A 23,527-nucleotide genomic window follows, 5' to 3' on the forward strand; every position below is an offset into this window, starting at 1 on the left:
AAAAACCTGTGAAATCTCTTGACGATATTCCGGACTGCTAAGCTGTTTCCTTCAGCGGTCCGTCAGGGTTTTGAGAAACGCAATAATGGCCTCGCGATCATGCGGGGTCATAGCGGGCTGCTCGCCGGGTTTGCGATCGAATGGAGCGTCGGTCGTGTCCAGATTGGCGCGATACTGGGCCGGGAGATCGTTGTACGCCTCGACATGCCCGGTCTTTGAAACCGGATAGAAGCGTTTGGGTTCAAGGTCGCGCAGGGCGTAGAAATCAAGTACGTCCTCCAGCGAACGAAAAACCCCGTTATGAAAAAAGACCTTGCGGGTAGCCACGTTGCGCAGCGTCGGCGTGGTGAACATCCCGCAGTAAAGACTCAGAGCCGTTCGTCCGTCAGGCTGACGATCACAGACCCCGAGATCATAGGAAGACGGGTTGTGATTGGCCTTGAGCGCCATGTTGCGCGGCGCTCCCAGAGCTTCGTACTGGTGATCCGTGAACAGTGGCGGCAGGCGCGTGCTGGCGACCGTATCGACATGACATGCCGCACAATTGCCTTTTGCGGGATCATTGAACGCCAGATATCCCTCCCGTTCCAGAGGGGAGAATTTTTCATGCCCTTCGAGCCATCCATCGAATTTACTGTTGTAGCGATGAAAGGCCGGGTCTTCGATCTGATACCGGGCCATGGCAAAAATCGCCTCGGCCAGCAGGAGCGAAGAGGAGGCGTTGGCGCCAGCACCCGCAAGCTGTTTCAGTGTGTCCGAATAAGGCGCATGGATGACGCGATCCGTCACCTTTTCAGGCGTCGATGCCATTTCGGCGGGATCGTAAAGCGGGCCGAGGGCCTGCTCCTGCAAGGTGTCGGCGCGACCATCCCAGAACAGGCCACCCTGCGGCACCATGTTCGCTGATGCAGCGCCCGGATTGGCCGCATTTTTTCCACCGCGCTGCGTAGCCGCGGCATTGGCCACAATGGCGGGCGCGGCTTCGCTGGTCGGATTATCAGGACCGATGCTGAAATTGGGGCTCCGCTCGGCATAGGTCAGGGTCGGAATGGAGCGCCGTCCCTGAAGATCCAGATGCGCGCCGCCCAGAAAAACAGGTGTTGCAGCCGAAGATGCGTAATGATTTCCGGGTTCATGACACGACGCGCAGGACAGTCGGCCAGACCCGGAAATTAGAGGATCATGAAAGATCTGTTTCCCGATTTCCGCCATCTGGGAGAGCGGATGAACATCCGGTCTCCGCAACGACACAGGACAGGGATTGCTACCATCCTCTGCGGGAAGGCAGGAGCCAGTCTGCTGCGCCAGAGCACTTCCCGTCCAGAGAAACGCCAGAAGAGTGATGCGACCCAGAACGGGCCGCATCCGATGGTGAAAATCGGGCATAAAGATCAGAGGTAGCGCGAGAACATGGAGAAGATCGAGGACAGCAGGGAGGAGAAATAACCCTGCGCGTTGTCGTTGGACGCCGTGTCACCCGAGTGATGGCCGAACGGTGAGTCATCATGCCCGAAAGGATGATGGCCGCCGCCATGATGGGGGTGACGGGTGGCAACGATATCGCCCGTGTTATCGTCGAGTTCAAGCGTTTCCGTGTTGGGGTCGTGACGGAAGTCGAACAGATCGTCGATCTTGCCAGCCGTGGCGTCAAAGGACCCCTGTCCCAGACGCTTGCCGCCGAGCCAGTTGTCTTCAATGAAGCGCGCGATGGACGCCTGGGTCGTCAGGGTATGGCTGACGAAGTTCTGCTTGGCCCAAGGCGAAATGACGATCAGCGGGATACGCGTGCCGGGTCCGCAACGACCATTGACCGGCTTTCCGCCAACACCTGTCGGAGCCGTACCGGTACCGCAGATGCCCGCGCCACCCAGCTGGTCCGCAGCAGCATCGAAAGAGCCATGTGTCGGCGCGACATAGGCATGGTCATACCAGCCGTCGGAGTCATCATAAGCGATCAGGATCGCCGTATCTTGCCATTCCGGCAGCTTCTGAACGGCATTGACCACATCAACCACGCCAACCTGCTCGTCCAGCGGGTCGGAATAGCCAGCGTGACCGTCCTGATAGGCCGGGAGCTTCACGAAAGACACCGCAGGAAGATTGCCGGCTTTCACGGCAGCGTAGAAATCCTTCAGATCATATTCATGATTTGCCGGTTCCTTTTTCGCCGTCCCCGGAACGTAGCTGTATCCGATGGAATTGACCGAGGCCGGGCGGGCATGGGTCGGGTTGGACGTGCTGAGGTAATACTGGAACCAGTTATGATGCGGGATATAGTCCGCAACATTTTCGGACACGATGCTGGAGTATGTCGTGCGCGAGCAACCCGTGGACCCGTCCGTATTGGAAGCGGTGAGGTCAAAGCCCCCCATGAAGCCGCCCCAGGTAATGCCACGCTCGTTCAGCAGATCGCCGATATTACGACCCGTCATCATGCCCTGATTGGTCGTGGAGGAGCAGGCGTCGTAGCCGGGGTCGATGTCGTTGACCATCGTCCAGCCACCCTGTCCGTCAGCCACATAGGCGGACGACTTGGCAACGGTGGACGGCTTCTGCGTGGTCGCCAACAGCTTCAGACCATTCGTCTGGCCGGAAACGACTTCAAGCGCACCCGGCGTCGAAGGGCCATAGGTGTCAGTGTAGGAATTATCGCTCATGGCAAAGCGCTGTGCATAGCGCCAGTACGCCGTGACCGTGTTGCCATCGTAATAGCCGAGAACCTGCCCCTTGGTGCCGAAAGCGCCAACGCCGCCGGATGTGCCCTTACCCGTGTAAAGCGGGAAAAGGTCCGCCTTGCCGTTGTCATAGGCCATCTGTTCGGCCGTATAGGCGTGATTCTGGTCAGCCGTGCTGGCCTGCGTGCGATCCAGACGGAACGGAAGCGCTGCGTCAGATCCGTTGGCCGTGTTGGTATTGGGGTTCTGCTCCAGCAGTCCCTGCGAAAGCAGGTTGTTGACTGTCGGCGTACCGGGGCGCGCTCTGAAGCCTGGCTCTCCCGTGGGGTTCGCAGCCTTCGGATAGGTGGCGAAGTAATGATCGAAGGAGACGTTCTCCTGATAGATCACCACGAGATGGCGAATGGGCGTCCGCGTCTCGGACCCATGCTGGAATGAACTCTGATTCTGGTTCTGTCCTTGATCGTTCCAGGGATTCCAGCCACGGGCCTGGCTGAGGGCAGGAGCGGCAACGGACAGGGAGAGAAGAACGGACAGTGCAATTTTGGTGCGCTTCGCAGACACGTCGCGGAATCTTTCATGATGCACGGCATGACCGGAACAAGGTGCCAGAGGTTCGGGCGAACACCATCTTTACCGGCCCACGCCAACACAGTGGATGAGACAGTGCGTTAACTAAATGAAAGCCTTTGAAAGAAGTGTTATGGTTTCGTGAAAAGCGATATCGTTTGACACATCACTGTCACGGAGCCTCTCCCGACGCCGGATCGAAATGAAACGTCGGCTTTGGCTGCCCCGGAATGGGGGGAGCCGACGGAGCGACCGGTGGCGTAACCGACGCCGTGGCCCCTTGCGGCTGGGGCGCAGTCTGAACAGGATGTTTCGTAAAAACCGGGGCAAGGCGCCGCACACTTTGCCCGCGTCTGAGAATCACCTCCGTCGCACTGATCTCTGCGATGCTCCAGTCGCCCACCTTGTCTCCGACAGCCACGACCTTGCCGCGACTGCCAGAAGCGCCGGTCCGGACGATCGCCCGCCATCCTCCCGGATGGCCGGAAATACCCACAACCTGCGGCTCACCCGCCTGCACAGCGCCCCTGTCCTTTGGCTGGCGGTCAGGCTCGAACAGCGGGCGCGCCAGAATAGAATCGACATCAACCTTCTGCGGCTCCTTTGACGGTTGGGCAAAAGCCTGCCCCATCAGCAGGAAGCTCCCGAACAGACCAACCTGAAACCGTCGTACCAACATCATCATGGAACGCCTCTTCCCTGAACGGATCGCATTTTCTGCCCTCATGCCCTCACTCCCCAGCCGGAGCGGCGAGCAGCGGGCGCACCAGAATGGCGGGCCAGAGTTCCCTTCCGTCGATGCGCTCCATCCGGATGCGGACCAGCAGGGGAAGCACCCGGCTTTCCCATGTTTTCTGCCAGACATAATGTCCCTCAACGACGCCGTAATAGGAAAATTCAACGCGCCCCACGTCGCGGGCCAGCGTTTCTTCGTGCGGAATTTCAGGTTGCAAGGCGCAGTCCGCCCGGCGGAACCGCCGCCAACGCAGAACCAGCCGTTTGCCCGCATCCACGCCAAACGCCACCTGAACCTGCCTGCCGTAACCGCCCTGCTCCGGAAGCCACGACACGAAACCGAGCCGCTCCGCATCACCGGAAAAAACGGAGCCTCTTCGGACATCGGGCGTCTCCGCACGTTCGATCAGACGGCGCAGAGAATCCTCCGCGCCCTGAAACGTCGCTTCGTCTCCATAACGCCGCTCCGCCTGCGACCAGCCCCGCGTTCCCACGCCCACACCCTGCCAGAGGGCGACGGACAACAGCCCGAACACGACCGTCACGACCAGAATTTCCAGCAGCGTGAAACCGTCTTCTCCCGAATCTGGGTTCACTCCTGCGCCGCAGCCCCGACTGCCCTCCCCGACAGGGACACAGACCGCGCCGCGCCGTCTTCCCACACCCGCACCTCGACCGAAAACAGCCCCAGTGGTGACCGCTCCCCCTGTGCCGGAGACGCCGCAATCTGGCGGATATCCACGCTGGAATGATAATGCGGCGGAACGTCATAGGTCTGCGACCCCGGCCGGAAAGACGGCATGGCCAATGCACCATCCAGTTGCGACCGGGCCACAGAAAGCAACCGCAGACCATGATCCGCCCGTCCCCCGCCCGCCAGTCCCGCTTCGATCGAGCCCAGCATGGCGGCCAGCGCAAAACCCGCAATCATCAGGGCCACGATGACTTCCAGCAGCGTGAAGCCCTGATCCGAGCGCAAAGTGCGGACCGGTCGTTCAGCGCTCATCAATCTGGATCCGTCCCGTCACGTCGCTGAAGCTGACAAGGGCAGCATGATGGCCCAAAACAACCATCAGCGGCGCTCCCGTCACGCGCCCATCCGCCATGAACCGGTAAGACGCCCGCGCCATCATCCCGCCAGAGAGCGTCGGAACAAACACCCGCGCAGGCTTGTGAATGCGCGTCGTCCGGAGCGTGTGCCCCTCAACCGTCAGGAACGTCCCATCCGCGCTATCCAGCAGAACCGTCACGGTTTCACCGCGGGTTTCAGACAGATCCTGCGCCTGATGCAGAAGATCCACAACCTGTCGCCGCGCCACGGAAAAGGACAGGGCCTCACTGCGCAGCGGTCCTCGCTCCAGCGCAACACCCAGCAGGATTCCGGCAATTGCCAACACCACCATAATTTCCAGAAGGGTAAAACCGGCCTCCCCCCGGCTCTGCGCGTCAATGGGCAAGATCATTGAGGCTCAGCATCGCCAGAAGCAGCGCGGAGACGATCCCGGCGACCAGAACGCCCATGATGATGGTAATCGCCGGGACGAGAATGGCCAGAAGACGCTGGATGATAACGCGACTTGCATCCTCGTGAATATCCGCGGACCGCAGGGCAATGGCTGAAAGCTGCGCTGTTTCTTCGCCCACGCGCAGAAAATGGATCATGGTTTCGGGAAAAACTTTCGTCCGCTCCAGAGAATAGGCCAGACCCCGCCCCTCGCGCATGTCCCGCGTGGCCTCGCTCACACACGCCGCTCCCGCCGTGTTGCCAATCACCCCTTCCGTGATTCTCAGAGCCCCCACGATAGGCACACCGTTCTGCATCAGCGTGCCGAGCGTGCGGGTAAACTGGGCCGCCATGATCTCCAACAGCAGCGATCCAAGGATCGGAACCCGCAGCAGAAAACGGTCAAAGACAAGCCGCCGCTCAGGCTTCCGAAGTATTGCGTGAATACTGACGCCCGCAATTCCGAAAGCGGCCAGAAGCACCAGCCCCCAATGCGTCAGGAAACTGCCCGTCGCAATCACGATCCGCGTTGCCAACGGCAGGGTGGCGCCATTTTCCTCAAACAGAGGCACGAACTGCGGCAACACCTGCGTCAGCAGAAGCACGATCGAGAACACGGACGCCACAACCAGAACCGCCGGATAGATCATCGCGGACTGAATGGTCGCCCGCAGCTTTCTCTCCCGTTCGAGCAGCTCCGAAAGATGCAGCAAAGCCTCGCCCAGCGCGCCCCCCGCTTCCCCGGCCCGGACCATGCCCACATAGAGTTTTGGAAAGACGGAGGGCATGGTCTCAAGGGCCTCGGCAAAGGCCTCACCATCCCTGACCCGGTCCCGCAACGCCCCGATGACCCGACCATTGCGCGGTCCCACGGCCGTTTCTCCCAGAAACCTGAGAGCACGGTCCAGATCGAGCCCGGCAGTCAGCATGGTTGCCAGTTTGCGGGTAAAATCCGCAACCTCCGCAGGCCGCAGCCGAAGCGTATGGCGTCGCCCCAGCAGCATCCGCACGCCGCCCTGCACTACGCCCCGCCGCGTTGCGGGCACAACCTGCACGACCATCAGTTTCTGCCGTTGCAGCCGCTGCATCACCTGCTGTTCGGTGCTGGCAAGCATGTCTCCATGCACCAGCCGCCCGTCCGGACCAACCGCACTGTAATGCCACGTCTCGGAAGGACCCGACGCCGTATTCATCCGTCATGCCCGATGATGCGCGAAACCTCTTCAAGGGACGTCTCGCCTTCAAGCGCCAGCCTCAGACCCGCCTGAAACAGCGTTTCCATTCCTGCCGCCACGGCTGCCTGTTCGATCTCGGAATGGTCCGCCCCTGCCATGATGAGGCGGGAAATTTCCCGCGATGTCGGAAGGAATTCCGCAACGGCACTGCGGCCGCTGTAGCCGGTCTGACGACACTCCACACAGCCGACCGGATGCCACAGCGTGTGCGACGCCCCCGGATCAAGACCCAGACGCTGCGCCAGTGCCGGATCGACAGCTTCGGGACGGCGACAGTGTCCACACAGCCGCCGCACAAGCCTCTGCGCCAGAATACCGCGCAGAACGGCCGTCATGAGATAGTCTTCCAGTCCCATATCCCGCAGTCGCGTCACCGCAGCCGCAGCCGAATTGGTATGCAGGGTGGACAGCACGAGATGCCCGGTCAAAGCCGCTTGAACGGCAATCTGGACGGTTTCGATATCGCGGATTTCACCGACCATGATGACATCCGGATCCTGACGCAGAATGGCGCGGAGCAGACTGGCAAATGTCAGCCCAATGGCGGGTCTGATCTGAAGCTGGTTGATCCCCGAGAGTTGATACTCCACCGGATCCTCGACCGTCATGACATTACGCTCGGTCGCATTGAGCCCGGCCAGTCCGGTATAAAGGGTGGTGGTCTTGCCTGAACCCGTCGGCCCCGTCACCAGAACAATCCCGTTAGGCATCTCCAGCGCAGAGCGGAACGCCGCGATGACGGAGGGCGCAAGACCCAGACGACTGTAATCGAAACTGACGGTCGTGCGGTCCAGAACGCGCAGGACAACCGTCTCCCCATGCAGCGACGGAACGGTCGAGACCCGGAAATCCACCTCATGCCCGCGCACAGCCAGCTTGATGCGCCCGTCCTGCGGCAACCGGCGCTCCGCAATGTCCAGCTTGGCCATGATCTTGATGCGCGACACGATCGCAGCCGCCAGACGCGGACTCTGGCTGTCCACTTCATGCAGCACGCCGTCATAACGATACCGAACCACAAGCCGGTCCTCGAAGGGTTCGATATGAAGATCCGACGCCCGCGTTTCCACGGCCTGAAAAATCAGCTGGTTCACCAGCCGGATGATCGGCGCCTCGCTGGCGAGATCCTTCAGCCGGTCCGTATCGTCCTCAGCAGCAGACCCTTCCGCATCGAAAGCGCCCTGCCCTTCGGAGCCGTCCGCGCCGTCCTCAGGATAAAGCCTGTTCAGGGCCGCCGTGATATCCGACGGCCGTCCCACCTCACGCCGGACGTCGAAGCCCGTGGCGAGCTGAACAGCAGCAAACGTGTAATCATCCAGCGGATCCGCCATGGCCAAACGCAATGTGCCTTGCGCATGATCCAGCGGGACAGCCCGTGCCTGATGCAGGAACCGTGATCCCAGATCGTCGGGCAGGACCGGTTCCAGCACGGCGGCCAGATCCTCCGGTGTCAGGACGGTTACGTCCAGCAAAGCGGCATAGGTCGCGGCCAGATCGCCTTCGCTGACCAGACCGAGCTGGAGCAGAACAAGCGCCAGAGACTGTCCTGTCTCGGTCGCGACGTTCCGGGCCCGCTCCAACGCGCGACCTTCGCAGACACCGCGCTCGCTCAGAGCAGCCTCAAGGCGCGCATCAGCCGAAACCATGCAAAACTCCCGCGGTCTTGCGAGACAGACGGACGCTTCTCATGAGCTTGTCGTGCGATTGCAAATCCGCCAGTGTCCCACCGCCATGACCGTTTCCCTGCTTGTTGCCATCTTCCTTCTGGCCCCGGTTGCGGGGAGTTTTCTGGGCGTGCTCATACGCCGGATTCCGAGGGGGGAAACCGTGGTCTCCGGCCGCTCGCATTGTGAAAGCTGCCGTGTTCCGCTGTCTGCCCGCGACCTGATCCCGATCCTGTCCTATGTGGCGCAGAAGGGGCGATGCCGTCACTGCAAGAGCCGGATTGCCCCAGAGCATCTCTGGATCGAACTTGCAGCGCTCACCGTGCCCGCCATGGCCCTTCTGGCCCGCGTGATCGCCGGTCATTTTCAGGATCTTCCCTTCCAACTGGCCGACTGGGACGCGCTGCCCTTTGTAGGAGACTGCATCCTTGGCTGGGGGTTGCTGGCCCTGTCCGTGATTGACCTGACCTGCCTGCGGCTTCCCGACATGCTGACGCTGCCGCTGCTTCTGATGGGGCTTGTGGAAGGATATGCCACAGCCGGAACGGACGGCGCACTGGACCGTGCGCTCGGCAGTGCGGCTGGGTGGCTGATCTTCGCGCTCATTGCCGCCGGATACCGGATGATCCGTCACAGGCAGGGCCTCGGAGGTGGGGACGTCAAACTTCTGGCCATGGGCGGAGCCTGGGTCGGGCTGGGCGCGCTGCCAGTCGTCATCGGTGCGGGTTCGGCCTTCGGTATCGTGCTGGCTCTGGCAACGGCCATGCGCTCGGGGCGCTTCAACATGACGATCCTTGTTCCCTTTGGCCCGTGCCTTGCCGCGGCGATCTGGCTGGCGCGTCTCATGCTGTGTCGTTCGTGATCCTGACATGATCCTGCGATGACTTACCCGATGCCCTGATGCAGGGGCAGAGAGGTTTTCGAACTGTCATGAATTTATAATATTCCAGCCCTGTCATCGTGCAGGGGTGGAATGATATTGCCTCGCGAAGCTTTTCATTGCCTTTCATGTGGACCGTTTCATCAGGTGGCCCCTCCCCGCTTTTCCCATGTTCTGTCTTAAAGCATGCTCCTGTCGATACCGGGGCCTGAGGCTGTTTTCCGCTGGTGGGTGCGCCGTATGGCGGAGCTCCTGCCTGCCGCCCTGAGGCGGGACCAGAAGCAGGATGTGCGCCTCCCGGTCCGGCGTGACGGGAGCCTCGAACCCGGCAGCCTGTCTCGCCTTCCGCTCCCGGCCTCCCGCAAGAAGAGCCTTCTTTCAGCCCGTCCCGCGCCGGTCTGCCTTGTCCTGCCTGCCGGTGCCATGCTTGCGCGTGAGCTCACATTGCCTCGCGCAGCCTCCCCCCATGCGGTGCAGACCATCGGCTATGATCTGGACAGGCTGACCCCGTTCCGCCCCGAAGACGTCGTCTGGACCGTCACGCCAACAGGGAAAGCCTTTCCCCTGCGCAACGGTCAGGTGAGCTTCCGCCTTCTCGTGGCACCACGCCGTGCCTTTGAAGCGGCGATGCAGGAACTGGCAGAACATGCCGTTATCCCGACACATCTGCGCTGCGAAGGGATGGAGGGCGCCCTGCCACTCGGCACGCCCTCAAAGACCACAAAGATCCGGCCTTCCCTGCTCGTCCTGCTGGGTCTTGCCCTGATCGCGGCCCCCTTCATCCGTCAGGAGCTCTCGCGACTGCGGCTCGATCACGCCCTCTCCGCGCTGTCCGCAGAAAAACAGCAGGCCGAGGCACTGCGGCGGGACATTGCCGGTTTCACACAGGGGCCGGCCGCCATCCACCGGGAAGAACACCGGCTGGGATCGTCCCTGCTCGTGTTGCAGACACTCACGCAGGCCCTGCCGGAAGAGACGTTCCTGACGGAACTGCATCTCCACGAGCGTCATGTCTCCCTGGAAGGACAGTCCGCACAGGCCACGCAACTGATCGGTATTCTGGAGCATCGCGCCGCGTTTTCGAACGCGGCTTTCTCGGGGCCGATCACACGCTCCGAAGACCGTCGGCAGGATCTCTTCACCCTTCATGCTGACGCTCCGGGCTGATCCTGATGTCCGCTTCACCCACCATTTCCGGCCTTCCCGACGGACGAAAAGGACGCGTTCTCGCCCTTGGCATGACGGTCGTTCTGCTTGTGCTGGTCGCCTCTGCCGCCTCCCTCCTGCTGAACCAGTATGCCGAGGGACAAGCCGATCTGGCCGAACAGCAGGACATCCTCGCCCATACGCAGATCCTCGTGGACACCCTGCCCGATCTTGAAAAACGGGCCCGGACGGCATCGCTTCAGGCCCGCGGCAGCACGCTCCTGATCAGTGAAACCTCGCAGGAAACGGCCCTTGCTCGCCTCCAGCAGATCGTACACGACACCGCCCTTGAAGGTCAGGCCCTGCCGACGAGCATGGAACCACTCCCCGTTTCCCGGGCCGGAGCGTTCGAGAGGCTCGGCGTGAGGGTTTCCCTCACCACCTCCTATGCCGTGCTGGTCCGTCTTCTGGACGCTCTGAACCACAGTACTGCTCCGCGCCTGCTGGTCGATGATCTCCGGATCGACGTGTCCGGCAACCCGCAGGCGATTGACGAAATGGCTGAAGGGCGCGCCCTGGATGCGTCCTTCACCATCCTCGCATTGCGCGACCCCCGTTCCACCGCGGCGTCCACCGCTCCCCGACCATGATCCCTTTCCGCCGACAGAACAGACTGAGAGACAACGTGCCTGCTTCCCTGTTCCCTGCCATCTCCGGGATGTCCCGCCGTTTCCTCCTCATGGCAGCACTTCCACCGCTGGCGCTGCTGGCGGGCTGTTCGTCCACGCCACCACACCTGACACCCCTGCCGGTCTCGAAACATCTGTACGGCCAGACGGCCACGCCCCGCGTTGACGGTCCGGTCGGGAGCATGGAATCCGCTCGGGGCGGCATGCTGAGCTATGGCCGGGCCTCTGGCACCCATCAGGCTGGCGGCGCTTCCGGAAATGGAACCCTGACCCTCAATTTCGTAGATGCCGATATCCAGTCAGTCACGGACGAAATTCTCGGGCGACTGCTTCAGGCCAACTATCTTGTCGATTCAAACGTCCACGGCACCATCACCCTGCGCACGCCGCATCCGCTGCGTCAGGATCAGCTTCTGCCCGTTTTCCGGACCGCACTCGCCGGCGCGGGCGCGGCGCTGGTCGAGGAGAACGGCATTTACCGCGTGACCACCCTTGCGGGCACGGCGGGAACCGGCGGCGGAACGGCAGGCAACACGATCGTTCCGCTGCGCTACACTTCGGCTGAAAGTCTGGTGAAGGCGCTTCAACCCATCCTCAAAGGCGGGGACCACATCGTTGCGGCCCCGGCAGGCAATGCTGTCGTGATTTCGGGCGATCCCGCCACGCGGGCCTCTCTGGAAGAACTGGTCCGGACGTTTGATTCCGATGTGCTGGCCGGGCAGTCCTATGCCCTGTTCCCCGCAACCAGTGGCAATGCCAGCGAAGTCTCGCAGGCTCTTCAGGCTGCTTTGGGAAGCAAAAAAGAACAGGCGCTCGCTGGCCGGATGCAGGTCGTGCCCATGCCGCATATCGAAGCGGTGATGGTCATTGCCGCAACCCCCGCCCTTCTGGATCAGGCCCGTCGCGCCTTTTCCGTCATCGAGGCGCAGCGTCGCAGAACCGTGCGGAAATGGAATGTGTTCTACATCCAGAATAGCCGGGCGAACGACGTGGCGTATGTTCTGCAACAGGCCTTCACCCCCGGCCATGTCACGGCCGTCCCCACGGCAAAAGCCCAGACCTCCTCTTCAGGCTTCCAGAGTTCCTCGTCCGGTTCGGGGAGTTCGGGAAGCTTCGGCAGCGGGATGGGCTTCGGCTCTTCCAGTAGCGGAACGTCCCAGCAGGGCAACCAGCTCTCGGGCTCCGGTCAGAACGGCTCCTCTTCGGACGGCCAGTCCGGCCAGACGCAGACCGCGCAGGACGGAATTTCAAATAATCCCCTGCTCGGAGGGCTGGGTCTGGGCAGTTCGGGCAACAATTCCGAAACGTCGGAAATCCGCATCATTCCCGACACCCAGAACAATGCCGTTCTGGTCTATGGCACGGCCAATGAGATGGAGACCGTGGCCTCCATGCTCCGCAAGGTGGACATCATGCCCCTTCAGGTCCGGGTGGATGCCACAGTCGCCGAAGTGACGCTGAATGACTCGCTCAATTACGGCACGCAGTTCTTTTTCAAATCGGGCGGAATAAACGGCATTCTCAGCAATGCGTCCCAGTCTCTCGGAAGCGCCAATTTAGTGTCGTCGCAGCTCTCCAGCTCGTTCCCCGGCTTCGTTCTGGGTGGATCAGGACAGGGAGGAGCGCCCTTCGTCATCAACGCGCTTCAGGCCGTCACGAAAGTGCGTGTCCTGTCCTCGCCTGAACTGATGGTCGTGGACAACCAGCCCGCTTCCCTCATGGTGGGCGACATGGTGCCATATCTGACTGGCTCAACCACGGGGGTTCTGACGTCGAATTCCACCATTACGAATTCGATCAACTATCAGCCCACGGGCGTGATCCTCCAAGTCACCCCCCATGTCAGCAACGGCGGGACGGTCACGCTCGACATTTCCCAGCAGGTCAGTTCCGTGGCTTCCAGCACAACGACAACCGGCAGCGGGTCCATCAACAGTCCGACCTTCTCCCAGCGTCAGGTCACGTCGCGCGTTGTCATCGCGGACGGGCAAACGGTCGGATTGGCCGGGCTGATCTCGGACACGTCCAACCGCAACAACAGCGGAATGCCCTGGCTGAAAGACATTCCGCTCCTTGGGATGCTGGGGGCAAACCAGACCAACACGCGAAACCGCACGGAACTCCTGATCCTCATCACGCCCCATATCATCCACAGCCAGAGCGAAGCCTACGCCCTGACGGAGGATCTGCGCGAACAGCTTCTTCACGCAGCACTCCTGCCCAGCGAAATGAACGGAATGTCCCCGACCGGCTCGGCAGATCCGCAGCACCGCATTCTCAAAGCGGTCGGACTGCACGACTGACATGCCGGCCGGCACTCCATCGCTCCCCTTGCCTCCACGCGGCCCGCTGCGCGGACGGGAGGCAGGGTTTGCGCTGTTGCTGGTGCTCTGGACGCTCGCTTTTCTGGCCCTGATCGGCACGCAGGCCCTGATGCTGGGCCGGGCGTCCCTGAACCTCGAAAGCACGGCGCTCTGGAAAGCACGGCTCCAGACAACGGCAGACGCCGCCATCACGACGGAACTCTACGCCGTCGCCACGGGACGCACGCGCCCGACGGGCCAATGGTCTTCCAGTCCCGATGCCACGGAGTTTCAGATCAGAACGCGCAGTCAGATCCGACGTGACAGGATCAATCCCAATATTGCCAGTCAGCCGCTGATGGCTGCGCTCCTGATGACGCAGGGTTTTCCGTCCGATCAGGCCGCCTCTCTGGCAGCCACGCTTCTAGCGTGGCGCAGTGAGGGATTTCATGTAGCGGACAGGGCCTCGGCCTGTGTGTCACAGGGCCTGCCGTTTCATGATCTGGATGATCTTTCGGCCGTTCCCGGCATGACGCCCTTGCTGCTTGAGGGGCTGGTGCCGCATCTGTCCTTTGCCCAGCAGGAACTGCCCGATCTCCACACCGGCGATCCGTCCGTCCGGCAGGCTCTGCTGAAATCCGGAATTTCAAGTGGCGCGGATCAGACGGATCCGAACAGCGAAGGAAATGGTGGCGTCCTTGTTTCCGTGGACGCCATCGTCTTTCACGGCGCTTTCAGGATGTGGCGTCATGCTGAGGTCATCATGCTTCCTGATGAACGCCCCATTCCCTGGCGTCTGGTCCGTCTGGAAACCCTGACGCCAGAGAGCAGTTCCTCAAGGATTACAGATCATTCCTGACCCGGCCTCGCCCCGGCCGTTCGGTCCGTGGGAACAGAGGTCATAGTCATGCCCCTCCCGCTCCGAAGGGGCGTGGTAGACATAGGCATGGTTCCAGGGATCGGACGGAACAGCGCCACCCTTCAGGTAAGGGCCGTTCCAGTTCTCCACCGATGACGGACGATGGACCAGCGCGTCCAGACCTTCCTCCGTGGAAGGGTAATCGCCCGTATCGAGCTTATACATGTCCAGAACCGTACCGATCCGCGCGATCGACTGCTTGACGACGGACTGGCGGGCGCCCCCCAGCTGGCGCAGGGCAGCCGGCGCCACAAGCCCGACCAGCAGGCCCAGAATGGCCAGAACCACGAGAATTTCCAGAAGGGTAAAACCGGCATCATCGCGATGCTCGGCACGGGAGACCTGTCTGGGACATGACATTTTGATGACGTACCTTTTTTAACCGTTCGTCAAACGGTACTAAAGCCTTGAACCTTCTCTGCCCAGCGCATGACGAGGCTCACAATGCTGTCTTCATAATTTCTTCATTCGGGACAAAGCATCCCGACAGGTCTGCCATGCCCGCTCCCCTTCTGGCCTGCATGCTCGCGGCCGCCATCCGGTATGATCTCCCTCCACGGGTCCTACCCGCCATCTGGGAAGTCGAACGCGGCGCCATTGGCCTCGTGCATCACAATACGAACGGCTCCGACGATCTGGGGCTGATGCAGATCAACACGCAGTGGATCGGCCTCCTTTCCCAGATCACCCGCATGCCCGCTACACAAACGGCTGCGCGTCTTGTCTCGGACGGATGCTTCAATATCGCCGCCTCGGCTCTTATTCTGCGAAGTTACCTCAACGAGACGCATGGAAACCTTCTTCAGGCCGTGGGAGACTATCATTCCCACACACCCGAGCTGAATTCCGCGTATCAGAAGAGGGTTCTCCAACAGGCGATACGACTATTCTCCAACAAAAATCCGTCCCCGGAATAATATTCCCTGGAAACGTGAAAGACTGTGGCAATTCTCTGCGTTTTCATCTGAGTGTTGCGAAATGGAACGAAACCGCCGTGCTTTTTTGGCGCCACAAAACAAGCATCTTGCCTGAGGTGAGAGCGATCCGATCGCCAGTTCATTCCGCATACTCTCGACCTACCTTGCGCGATGGAGGCACAAAAACCTAAAATAACACTTGTCAGAATCCGAGAAACGGATTAGTTACCCCCTCGCCTCGTCCCATTCGTCTAGAGGCCTAGGACACTGCCCTCTCACGGCGGCAACAGGGGTTCGAATCCCCTATGGGACACCAAATCTATTTGGTAATGCTATCAAGCACTTACCGCCAAACCAGGCTCTCCATTACAAAAATTAAGTAGCGATTCTGGACCAATGACGATTCCGTCTCATGGCCCGTATCAAGTCGGCCGAAAATGCCAAAGATCCTGCAACCGGACGCCCCTGCCTGATGGCGTGAGTTGCTGGGGGCAAGCAATATAGGACCCGCAAGCTGGTCAACGGCCAGCGGATCATCAGAACGTTTGACACCGCCCGCCTCGCCCGCGCGTGGCTCGAGGAAACCTCAATCAAAGTCCGCGAAGGGCGTCATATCGACGTCCGAGCCTTGGACGGTCTCGTGCTCCAAACCTTGATTGAGCGGCCGACGGGCGCTGATCGCAAGCACAACCGACGACTGGTGGAAGACGCTCCAGAAGGTCCAACGGACCCTACCTCCCTCAATACGACATAAGCCAGCGAATATGACCTCCTGCTTGCCGCAGTAACGTCTGAAAGTCATCCGGACGACGTCTGGTTTGTGAGGTGGTCCATCAAGCAAGCCATTCCCCGAGTTTTGGAAGGTTGGCCCTTCCTGCTTGGCACATCCCACAGTTCACCCCACCTGTATGGGCAAACTGGTGACAGGATGTTGCACATGATTCCACTTTCAATTCTCGATCTCGCGTTCATTACCGAAGGCAGTTCGGCGACCGAGGCGCTTCATCGGAGTGCGGATCTGGCGCAGCATGCGGAAAGTCTGGGCTTCAAGCGTTTCTGGCTGGCCGAACATCACTCGATGGCAGGTATTGCCTCCGCTGCGACAGCGGTTGTGATCGGCTATGTCGCAGGCGCTACGAAAACCATCCGCGTAGGCGCAGGCGGGATCATGCTACCAAACCATGCACCGCTGGCGGTTGCCGAAGCTTTCGGCACGCTGGAAAGCCTTTATCCGGGCCGGATTGATCTCGGGCTGGGACGGGCACCCGGTTCCGATCAGGCCACAATGCGCGCGCTGCGTCGTGATCCGGCCTCTGCTGACCGCTTCCCACAGGACGTGTTCGAACTGCTGCGTTATTTTGAAAAGCCAGAACAGGGTCAGGCGGTCTTTGCCGTTCCGGGCGCGGGACTGACTATACCGGTCTGGCTGCTGGGATCGTCCTTGTTCTCCGCTCATCTGGCCGCCATCATGGGGCTGCCATTCGCATTTGCCAGCCATTTCGCTCCTGATCTGATGGAAGAGGCTCTGGCGCTTTACCGTGAGCGGTTTGAGCCTTCAGAGCGGTTGCAGTCACCTTATGCCATGTTGAGCATCAACGCAGTGATCGGGGAGACGCAGACCGAAGCGCAGCAGGCGGCAACATCTCTACAACAGCATTTCGTTGCTTTACGTCAGGGACGTCCGTCGACTTTTCCTGCACCTCGGTCAGTGTGCTGGAATAGTCAGGAACAGCGTCTCCTTGACAGCACACTACGTTATACCTTCGTAGGAACCGCAGAAGACGTCACAAAAAACATCTCCGCTTTCGTAGAGCGGTACAGACCTGATGAGCTCCTGATCGGTACGCCGTTATATTCTCAGGAGGAAAGGCTAAGGACCCTCAGTGGGATCGCGCGTCATTTGATGGAAAAATAATCCCATGGCTGAGCACACGCGGCGGCACCGTAGGGATTGTCTATTATAGGTCGGGTGAGGTCAAACGCCATGACGCACATGATCTCGTGGGTTGATCCTAGCGCAGGTAAGGCACAATAACGGGCTGAACCGAACCAGTTCGGTCTTACTGCTGGAAGTATAGACCTTTGGTCCACACAGCTGGACGGCATTTCTTTTGTAACATTGAGCAGCAACCGTTAGGTTGCATAGAAATATTATATCAACTGGTATATTTTCTTACAGCGTGACCATAGTTTACGCTCCGCACAAAAAAAACGAGGCTACCTCCCTCGAAAAAGAGCTATGAATTTCAACTGCAATTATTCTGTCTCCTCAAAAGCCGCAGAAGATATTGACCCGTCCGACGACCAGACGCATGAATAACAGATGACCGTTTCAACCAAACAGATGCTTGCCAGACGTACCATTGTGGATGCGGCCCGCCCCCTGATCGGAAGTCAGGGTTTTTCTGCGGTTGGTATTTCTCAGATCATTGAAGTCGCCGGGATTCCAAAAGGCTCTTTTTATCATTATTTTGAGTCCAAAGAGGCGTTTGGCGAAGAACTTCTCCATCTTTATATCTCGGATTATCTGGCCAAGATGGACGTCATGTTCGGTGCTTCCCGGAAAAATGGCCGGGAAAAAATTCTCGCCTACTGCCAGTTCTGGTGGGAAACACACGTCGATGGAAAAACAGGCGACAAATGTCTGATCGTTAAGCTGGGAGCTGAGGTTTCCGACCTTTCCGAGCGCATGCGGCATATCCTCAAAAAAGGAACGGAACAGGCTGTCGAACGCATTACGGCGATCATTCGTGCAGGGCAGGAAGATGGGTCCATCCAGTCAGCCATGAATTCCTATATCCTTGCACAAGCACTTTATCAGCAATGGCTTGGCGCAACCCTGATGGTCAAAATCACGAAGGACTCACATCCATTTGATAATGCATGGGTAGCGACGAAGAGCTTTCTCGATCATACCTGAAGACAGCAGCGAGGCCCTGCCTCCTGTTGGCTCGATTCTGTAGACGACCGGTCTAATAATAGTCGACCGGTCTAATTTTGTAGGAAAGACCGCCTGAGAAGGGAGTTTTCTTGATGCCGTGCTCTGCCCGTTCAGCAGAGAGCCCTATGTTTCGTATCCGGATCGATTGGAACTTGATGGTCATCTGTATGACGGCGGCCTGCTCTGCTCAGCGTCACTTTTCCACATATGCAACACGAGGTAAGAATGGCTTACGCAAGTACCAATCCTTTTACCGGCGAAGTGCTGGCAACTTTCCCGAATGCAACAGATGCGGAGGTTCAGGCGGCTCTGACCCAGGCCAATGTTGCTTACGAAAAATGGCGTGAGACGTCATTTACCGAACGCGCACGAATCATGAAGGCTGCGGCTGACATTCTGCGTCGTGACGTCGATAAATATGCCCGTCTTGGAACACTGGAAATGGGCAAACTTTTCTCGGAATCGAAGAAAGAGGTCATCCTTTCCGCCGAGATCTTCGAATATTACGCCAAATATGCCGAAGAGCTGTTGAAACCGGAATCTCTGCCAGTTGCCGATCTTGCCGAAGGCAAGGCTGTTCTGGTGCATGAGCCGTTGGGAATTGTTCTTGCGATCGAGCCGTGGAATTTCCCATTTTATCAGGTTGTCCGCATCATTGCGCCGCAGCTGTCTGCTGGTAATGCGGTCATTCTGAAGCATGCGTCGAACCTGCCGCAATGCGCTGCCATCTGCGAAGAACTGATGAAGGAAGCTGGTCTTCCGGCTGGGCTTTTCCGTAATCTTTACACAGCCCGTCATCATACCGAAATGATCCTGAGTGATCCTCGTGTCGTCGGCGTTGCGCTGACGGGCTCCGAAGGGGCCGGTACCATCATCGCCGCCACGGCAGGCAAGGCACTCAAGAAATCCATGATGGAACTGGGTGGGGCAGATGCTTTCATCGTTCTGGAAGATGCCGACGTTGAAAAGGCAGCAAAATTTGCGGTGATTGGACGCCACTGGAATGCCGGTCAGGTCTGCGTTTCGGCCAAGCGTCTTATTGTGGCTGATGCCATTTATGATCGTTTCCTGGAATTATATAAGAAGGGTGTTGCCGAACTGAAGGCTGGCGACCCGATGGATCCGGCAACAACCCTGGCACCTGTCTGCTCTCAGGGCGCGAAGGAAGATCTGGAACGCCAGGTTAAAGAGGCCAAGGAACATGGTGCGAAGGTTGAGGTCATTGGGGCGCCCGTGCCCGAAAAGGGTTCTTTCTTCCAGCCGCTCCTGATGACGGGACTGGACAGCAACAACGCCGCCCGGCACTGGGAATTTTTCGGGCCGGTAACGCAGCTTTATCGTGCCAAGAATGAAGATGATGCGGTGCGCATCGCAAATGACTCCCCCTATGGGCTGGGCGGTGCCGTTTTCACGAAGGATGAAACCCGTGGCGCTCATGTGGCATCTCGCATCCGCACGGGCATGGTGTTCGTCAATCATCCGCTCATTCCCAAGGCAGACCTGCCATTCGGGGGGATCAAGAATTCCGGCTTCGGTCGTGAACTGATTGGTCTGGGCATTAAGGAGTTCGTCAATCACAAGCTGATCAACATCGTTGATATTGACGCTCCGCTGTAATGAAAAAAGGGTAATGGAATTATTCCCATTGCCTTCTGACCCCGGCGTCTGATCACGCATGACGCCGGGAGTTGGCTGACGGACCTTTCTCAAGAAAAATGCATGAATCTTGAAGCCAGCGGATAACACTTCGTCATCCGGAGCTTTCAGTGTGTCAGAAAACCCTGTTTGATTCAGACAAATGTGGTTTTCCTGACAGGAGCCGTGCAAACAGAGGCTTGTAAACCAATGACGTCTCGTCCTGAAATTCTGATTGTCGGCGGAGGTGTGGCCGGACTTTCTCTGGCAACCCAGTTGGGAAAGTCCCTCGGTAAGCGTGGCAAAGCCCGGATTACCCTTATCGACAAAAGTTTTTCCCATGTTTGGAAACCGATACTGCACTGTTTTGCATCAGGAACGGTTCTAAACGAAAACGATCGCGTTAGCTTTATCGCGCAGGCCAGCCGATGTCATTTTGAATTCTGGCCCGGAGAGGTTGTCTCGGTTGACCGGTGCAAAAAGGAAGTTGTTCTCAGCCCATTTTATGCGTCTGATGGCACGCTCGTACTGGATAGCCGTACCCTGCGCTATGATGCCATGGTGCTGGCGATTGGTAGCTGCGCCAATGATTTCGGTACACCAGGCGTAAAGGAACATTGTCTGCCGATCGACAATCTGGTCGATGCCAACCATTTCAATGAAAAATTCCGCATGGAGTTACTCAAAGCATTCGCCAACACCTCGGAACTGGATATCGCGATCGTTGGTGGAGGGGCAACAGGGACACAGCTTGCGGCGGAACTGCACAAAGCACTTGATATTGTAGATCCTTACAGCCTGCATGCTTTCGGCCGTACACCCCCCAAGCTGCATGTCACGCTCCTGCAGTCCGGGGCGCGTATTTTACCCGCCTTCCCTGAATCAGTTTCCGAAGCGGCCAAAAATGAACTGGAGCGGATTGGCGTTACGGTCCGAACCGGTGCCCGTGTTGCCGGCGTGGATGCGGACGGTTTCATTCTCAAGGATGGCACACATGTTCCGGCCAAACTTCGTGTCTGGGCTGCTGGCGTGAAAGCCCCGCAGGTCACACAGACTTATGGCGGCCTGCCACTAAACCGGTCCGGGCAGATTCTGGTTCATGACAATCTTTCGTCGAAAGATGATCCGAATATCTTTGCCATGGGAGACTGCTCGTTCATCGAAGACGACCCATTACCAGCGACAGCACAGGTTGCGCGCCAGCAGGCCAATCATTTGGGGCGACATCTGCCGGCCTGGATCGAGCATGGGCGGGACGTGCCAGGATGCATCTTCCACAACAAAGGGGCGATCGTGGCGTTGGGTAAATACAACGGCTGGGCGGCCTTACCAGGGGGAACTGTCTGGGGTGGTGGCTTTTCTCACGGCCTGTCGGCAAGGCTGGGGCATATTATGTTGTATCGACAGCACCAAATCGAATTGTTTGGATACTATCGCGGTTTGATCTCGTTTTTCTCCGACTGGGTGGAAGGTTTTGTCCGTCCCTCCATTCGGCTGGACTGATGAGGTACCCGGTCTGTTTGAAGTTATGAGTTTCCGACAGACCGAAATCTGTCAAACGAAAAGACATTCATTGGTTTTTTGTGCAGAATATCTGTGGATGTGAGCAATTATCAGTTAGCGAAACCAGGGATTAACGCAACACGGACATTCGAACTGTTTTTCCTCATCCGGAGCGCTGTCTTCCGGATCATCACACCTCATAGGGAGTTCGCGCTGCTGACCCTCATGTGTCGCATTCAGGGTTGGAACATCTCCAAGCAAACCAACGTCCTCATTTTGTGTGTGATCAGACCTCATCATCGTTTCCATAGTAGAGTTTACCAAGTTCGATCGCCAGACGTTTCTGAGCCCGGCGATCGAGCTTTGGGTATCTCGCAGTGAATAAGCGCAGCCGCAATATTCCCTCTGATAGAATTTCTACGGTTTGCTGATCTCGTTCGGCGCCCCTCCCTCCCCTTTTTTTCAAGCCGAATGTGTGACGCGGGGATAAACGATTCCAATCGATCTTAATCTACCGCTCGTTTGAGGAGCACCGCCTCCTTCACCCGTGATCCGATGACCGCATCGATTTTCGACCAGTATTCGAACACCCGCGATAGAACCGGTTCTTCGACACCCTGCAATACATGGCCGACAATATTATTGACCAGTCGGTCGCGCGCCGCGTCATCCATGACGCGGTTAATCAGAACATTGGCCTGACTGAAATCATTATCATCCGGACGCAATGTATAAGCCGCACGCACGAAATCACCATCTGCCGCCCAGACTGCATTTTCTGGGAAACGCTGTGAGTCGGCAACGGGGCCGCCCTTTGAGTTCGGAACATATACCGGATCGCGTGCCTCTCGCATCCGCATCGCACCGCCCTTGACGTAGCCATGAACGGGACATTTCGGTGCGTTGACCGGGATCTGCTTGTAATTCACGCCCAGCCGTGCCCGATGTGCATCCGCATACGCAAATGAACGCCCCAGCAGCATCTTGTCGGGTGACAGCCCCGTTCCCGGTACAAAGTTGTTCGGTTCAAACGCAAGTTGCTCAATCTGGGAATGAAAATCCGTCGGATTGCGGTCTAATGTCAGCTTGCCGACCTCGATCAGCGGATATTCGCCCCGCGGCCACACCTTGGTCAGATCGAAAGGGTTGATGTGATAGGTCTTGGCATCTTCATACGACATGATCTGCATCTTGAGCGTCCAGCTCGGATGCTCGCCACGTTTGATCGCCATATGAAGATCGCGCCGGTGATAATCGGCGTCCGCGCCCGCAAGCTGACCTGCCTGCTCCTGCGTCAGACATTTGATGCCCTGATCGGTTTTGAAGTGATATTTGACCCAGAAGCGCTCTCCCGCCGCATTCACCCACAGATAGGTATGGCTGGAAAACCCGTCCATATGACGCCAGCTTGCCGGAATGCCGCGGTCTCCCATCAGCCATGTTACCTGATGCGCAGTCTCGGGGCTCAGCGTCCAGAAATCCCACTGCATGTCGTTGTCGCGCAAACCATTATCGACGCGGCGTTTCTGCGAGTGAATAAAGTGCTGGAACTTGAGCGGATCGCGCACGAAGAAAACCGGCGTGTTATTGCCGACCATATCGAAGTTGCCATCTTCGGTATAAAATTTCAGAGCAAAACCACGCGGATCGCGCCATGTGTCCGGACTTCCGGCTTCCCCGGCAACCGTCGAAAAGCGCGCTACAACTTCAGTCACCGTACCGGGCTGAAGAAATTTCGCCGAAGTATAGCGGCTGACATCTTGCGTCACTTCGAACCGACCAAAAGCGCCGCTTCCCTTGGCGTGCGGCTGACGATCCGGGATCATCTCGCGATTGAATGCCGCCATCTGTTCGATCAGATAGTGATCGTGCAGCACGATCGGACCATCCGTACCAACCGTCAGAGAATGCTCGTCGCTGGAGACGGGAATGCCGGATTCCGTCGTATGAGATGTTTTCGTCTGCTCAATCGTCATGACAGTTTCCTTCGAACGGTTATTCTGAATATCGGCCCGCGCTGACACTCTGTTCCCAAACGCATCGGTACAAGTTTCCGAACGTCACGCTTAAGACGACGTTCAGCACCCTTCTGAACTTTACGCGCAGCAAGGCGAGGAAGTTCCAGCGTCTGTGAATGAACACGCCCCGATCGGCTCATGGTTCAGAGATTACTGGAGACCGACCGCCGGCCCGGATTCAGCGACTGCTTCA

Annotated in this window: 20 protein-coding genes and 1 tRNA gene; 11 read left to right on the forward strand and 10 right to left on the reverse strand. The window is 58.6% G+C overall.

Annotation, left to right across the window (positions count from 1 at the left end; translation table 11 throughout):
* Window positions 1–51 precede the first annotated feature (51 nt).
* From GKO01_RS06510 to GKO01_RS06545, 8 genes are all read right to left on the reverse strand, one after another.
* Entirely contained in the window at window positions 52–1,386 is a 1,335-nt protein-coding gene (locus tag GKO01_RS06510) for a cytochrome-c peroxidase (protein WP_244901359.1), read from the reverse strand.
* A 5-nt stretch (window positions 1,387–1,391) separates the two neighbouring features.
* Window positions 1,392–3,068 carry a phospholipase C gene (locus GKO01_RS06515; RefSeq protein WP_373319087.1) on the reverse strand — a complete coding sequence of 559 codons (1,677 nt, stop codon included), beginning with the start codon at window positions 3,066–3,068 and terminating at the stop codon, window positions 1,392–1,394.
* 349 nt (window positions 3,069–3,417) lie between these two features.
* On the reverse strand, window positions 3,418–3,930 hold the full coding sequence (locus GKO01_RS06520) for a hypothetical protein (RefSeq protein WP_099286307.1): 513 nt from the start codon (window positions 3,928–3,930) through the stop codon (window positions 3,418–3,420).
* Window positions 3,931–3,976: 46 nt separating this feature from the next.
* The gene (locus GKO01_RS06525; protein WP_099286308.1) at window positions 3,977–4,576 is read right to left on the reverse strand and encodes a prepilin-type N-terminal cleavage/methylation domain-containing protein; all 600 of its coding nucleotides are present in this window, start codon (window positions 4,574–4,576) and stop codon (window positions 3,977–3,979) included.
* On the reverse strand, window positions 4,573–4,986 hold the full coding sequence (locus tag GKO01_RS06530; protein ID WP_099286309.1) for a type IV pilus modification PilV family protein: 414 nt from the start codon (window positions 4,984–4,986) through the stop codon (window positions 4,573–4,575). The genes GKO01_RS06525 and GKO01_RS06530 overlap by 4 nt, the downstream gene beginning before the upstream one ends.
* The gene (locus GKO01_RS06535) at window positions 4,976–5,443 is read right to left on the reverse strand and encodes a pilus assembly FimT family protein (RefSeq protein WP_099286310.1); all 468 of its coding nucleotides are present in this window, start codon (window positions 5,441–5,443) and stop codon (window positions 4,976–4,978) included. The genes GKO01_RS06530 and GKO01_RS06535 overlap by 11 nt, the downstream gene beginning before the upstream one ends.
* Complete coding sequence (locus GKO01_RS06540) at window positions 5,427–6,677, reverse strand: type II secretion system F family protein (protein ID WP_099286311.1); 1,251 nt, start codon at window positions 6,675–6,677, stop codon at window positions 5,427–5,429. The genes GKO01_RS06535 and GKO01_RS06540 overlap by 17 nt, the downstream gene beginning before the upstream one ends.
* Complete coding sequence (locus GKO01_RS06545) at window positions 6,674–8,365, reverse strand: GspE/PulE family protein (protein WP_099286312.1); 1,692 nt, start codon at window positions 8,363–8,365, stop codon at window positions 6,674–6,676. The genes GKO01_RS06540 and GKO01_RS06545 overlap by 4 nt, the downstream gene beginning before the upstream one ends.
* A gap of 85 nt (window positions 8,366–8,450) precedes the next feature.
* On the opposite strand from GKO01_RS06545, the gene GKO01_RS06550 reads away from it, so the two are divergent.
* The 5 genes from GKO01_RS06550 to GKO01_RS06570 all read left to right on the forward strand — a co-directional run bounded on the left by GKO01_RS06550 (window position 8,451) and on the right by GKO01_RS06570 (window position 14,260).
* A complete protein-coding gene (locus tag GKO01_RS06550; RefSeq protein WP_099286363.1) occupies window positions 8,451–9,245 on the forward strand; it encodes a prepilin peptidase in 795 nt (264 codons plus the stop codon).
* A gap of 204 nt (window positions 9,246–9,449) precedes the next feature.
* Window positions 9,450–10,430, forward strand: a complete 981-nt coding sequence (locus GKO01_RS06555) for a PilN domain-containing protein (RefSeq protein ID WP_145994737.1) — start codon at window positions 9,450–9,452, stop codon at window positions 10,428–10,430.
* A 5-nt stretch (window positions 10,431–10,435) separates the two neighbouring features.
* Window positions 10,436–11,059 carry a type II secretion system protein GspM gene (gspM, locus tag GKO01_RS06560; protein ID WP_099286314.1) on the forward strand — a complete coding sequence of 208 codons (624 nt, stop codon included), beginning with the start codon at window positions 10,436–10,438 and terminating at the stop codon, window positions 11,057–11,059.
* A gap of 35 nt (window positions 11,060–11,094) precedes the next feature.
* On the forward strand, window positions 11,095–13,401 hold the full coding sequence (gene gspD, locus GKO01_RS06565) for a type II secretion system secretin GspD (protein WP_167383440.1): 2,307 nt from the start codon (window positions 11,095–11,097) through the stop codon (window positions 13,399–13,401).
* A gap of 1 nt (window position 13,402) precedes the next feature.
* Complete coding sequence (locus GKO01_RS06570) at window positions 13,403–14,260, forward strand: type II secretion system protein GspK (protein ID WP_244901361.1); 858 nt, start codon at window positions 13,403–13,405, stop codon at window positions 14,258–14,260.
* Here the strand turns inward: GKO01_RS06570 and gspG are convergent.
* On the reverse strand, window positions 14,237–14,680 hold the full coding sequence (gene gspG / locus GKO01_RS06575) for a type II secretion system major pseudopilin GspG (RefSeq protein ID WP_099286316.1): 444 nt from the start codon (window positions 14,678–14,680) through the stop codon (window positions 14,237–14,239). The two genes, GKO01_RS06570 and gspG, sit on opposite strands and share 24 nt — an antisense overlap.
* 137 nt (window positions 14,681–14,817) lie before the next feature.
* Here gspG and GKO01_RS06580 point away from each other — a divergent pair, with 137 nt between their 5' ends.
* From GKO01_RS06580 to GKO01_RS06610, 6 genes are all read left to right on the forward strand, one after another.
* Window positions 14,818–15,237, forward strand: coding sequence for a lytic transglycosylase domain-containing protein (locus GKO01_RS06580; protein ID WP_099286317.1), 420 nt, complete (start codon window positions 14,818–14,820; stop codon window positions 15,235–15,237).
* Between the two features lie 240 nt (window positions 15,238–15,477).
* Window positions 15,478–15,553: transfer RNA gene (locus GKO01_RS06585), tRNA-Glu, on the forward strand.
* Window positions 15,554–16,174: 621 nt separating this feature from the next.
* Window positions 16,175–17,152 carry an LLM class flavin-dependent oxidoreductase gene (locus GKO01_RS06595; RefSeq protein ID WP_099286365.1) on the forward strand — a complete coding sequence of 326 codons (978 nt, stop codon included), beginning with the start codon at window positions 16,175–16,177 and terminating at the stop codon, window positions 17,150–17,152.
* A 408-nt stretch (window positions 17,153–17,560) separates the two neighbouring features.
* A complete protein-coding gene (locus GKO01_RS06600; protein ID WP_099286318.1) occupies window positions 17,561–18,157 on the forward strand; it encodes a TetR/AcrR family transcriptional regulator in 597 nt (198 codons plus the stop codon).
* Window positions 18,158–18,403: 246 nt separating this feature from the next.
* On the forward strand, window positions 18,404–19,795 hold the full coding sequence (locus tag GKO01_RS06605; protein WP_099286319.1) for an NAD-dependent succinate-semialdehyde dehydrogenase: 1,392 nt from the start codon (window positions 18,404–18,406) through the stop codon (window positions 19,793–19,795).
* A gap of 228 nt (window positions 19,796–20,023) precedes the next feature.
* Window positions 20,024–21,316, forward strand: coding sequence for an NAD(P)/FAD-dependent oxidoreductase (locus GKO01_RS06610; RefSeq protein ID WP_099286320.1), 1,293 nt, complete (start codon window positions 20,024–20,026; stop codon window positions 21,314–21,316).
* Between the two features lie 506 nt (window positions 21,317–21,822).
* On the opposite strand, the gene GKO01_RS06620 is transcribed toward GKO01_RS06610, so the two are convergent.
* Window positions 21,823–23,292: a catalase gene (locus tag GKO01_RS06620; RefSeq protein ID WP_099286321.1), complete on the reverse strand. Its 1,470-nt coding sequence runs from the start codon at window positions 23,290–23,292 to the stop codon at window positions 21,823–21,825.
* Between the last annotated feature and the right edge of the window lie 235 nt (window positions 23,293–23,527).

The sequence above is a fragment of the Gluconobacter kondonii genome (assembly GCF_002723995.1).
Classification (GTDB): domain Bacteria; phylum Pseudomonadota; class Alphaproteobacteria; order Acetobacterales; family Acetobacteraceae; genus Gluconobacter; species Gluconobacter kondonii.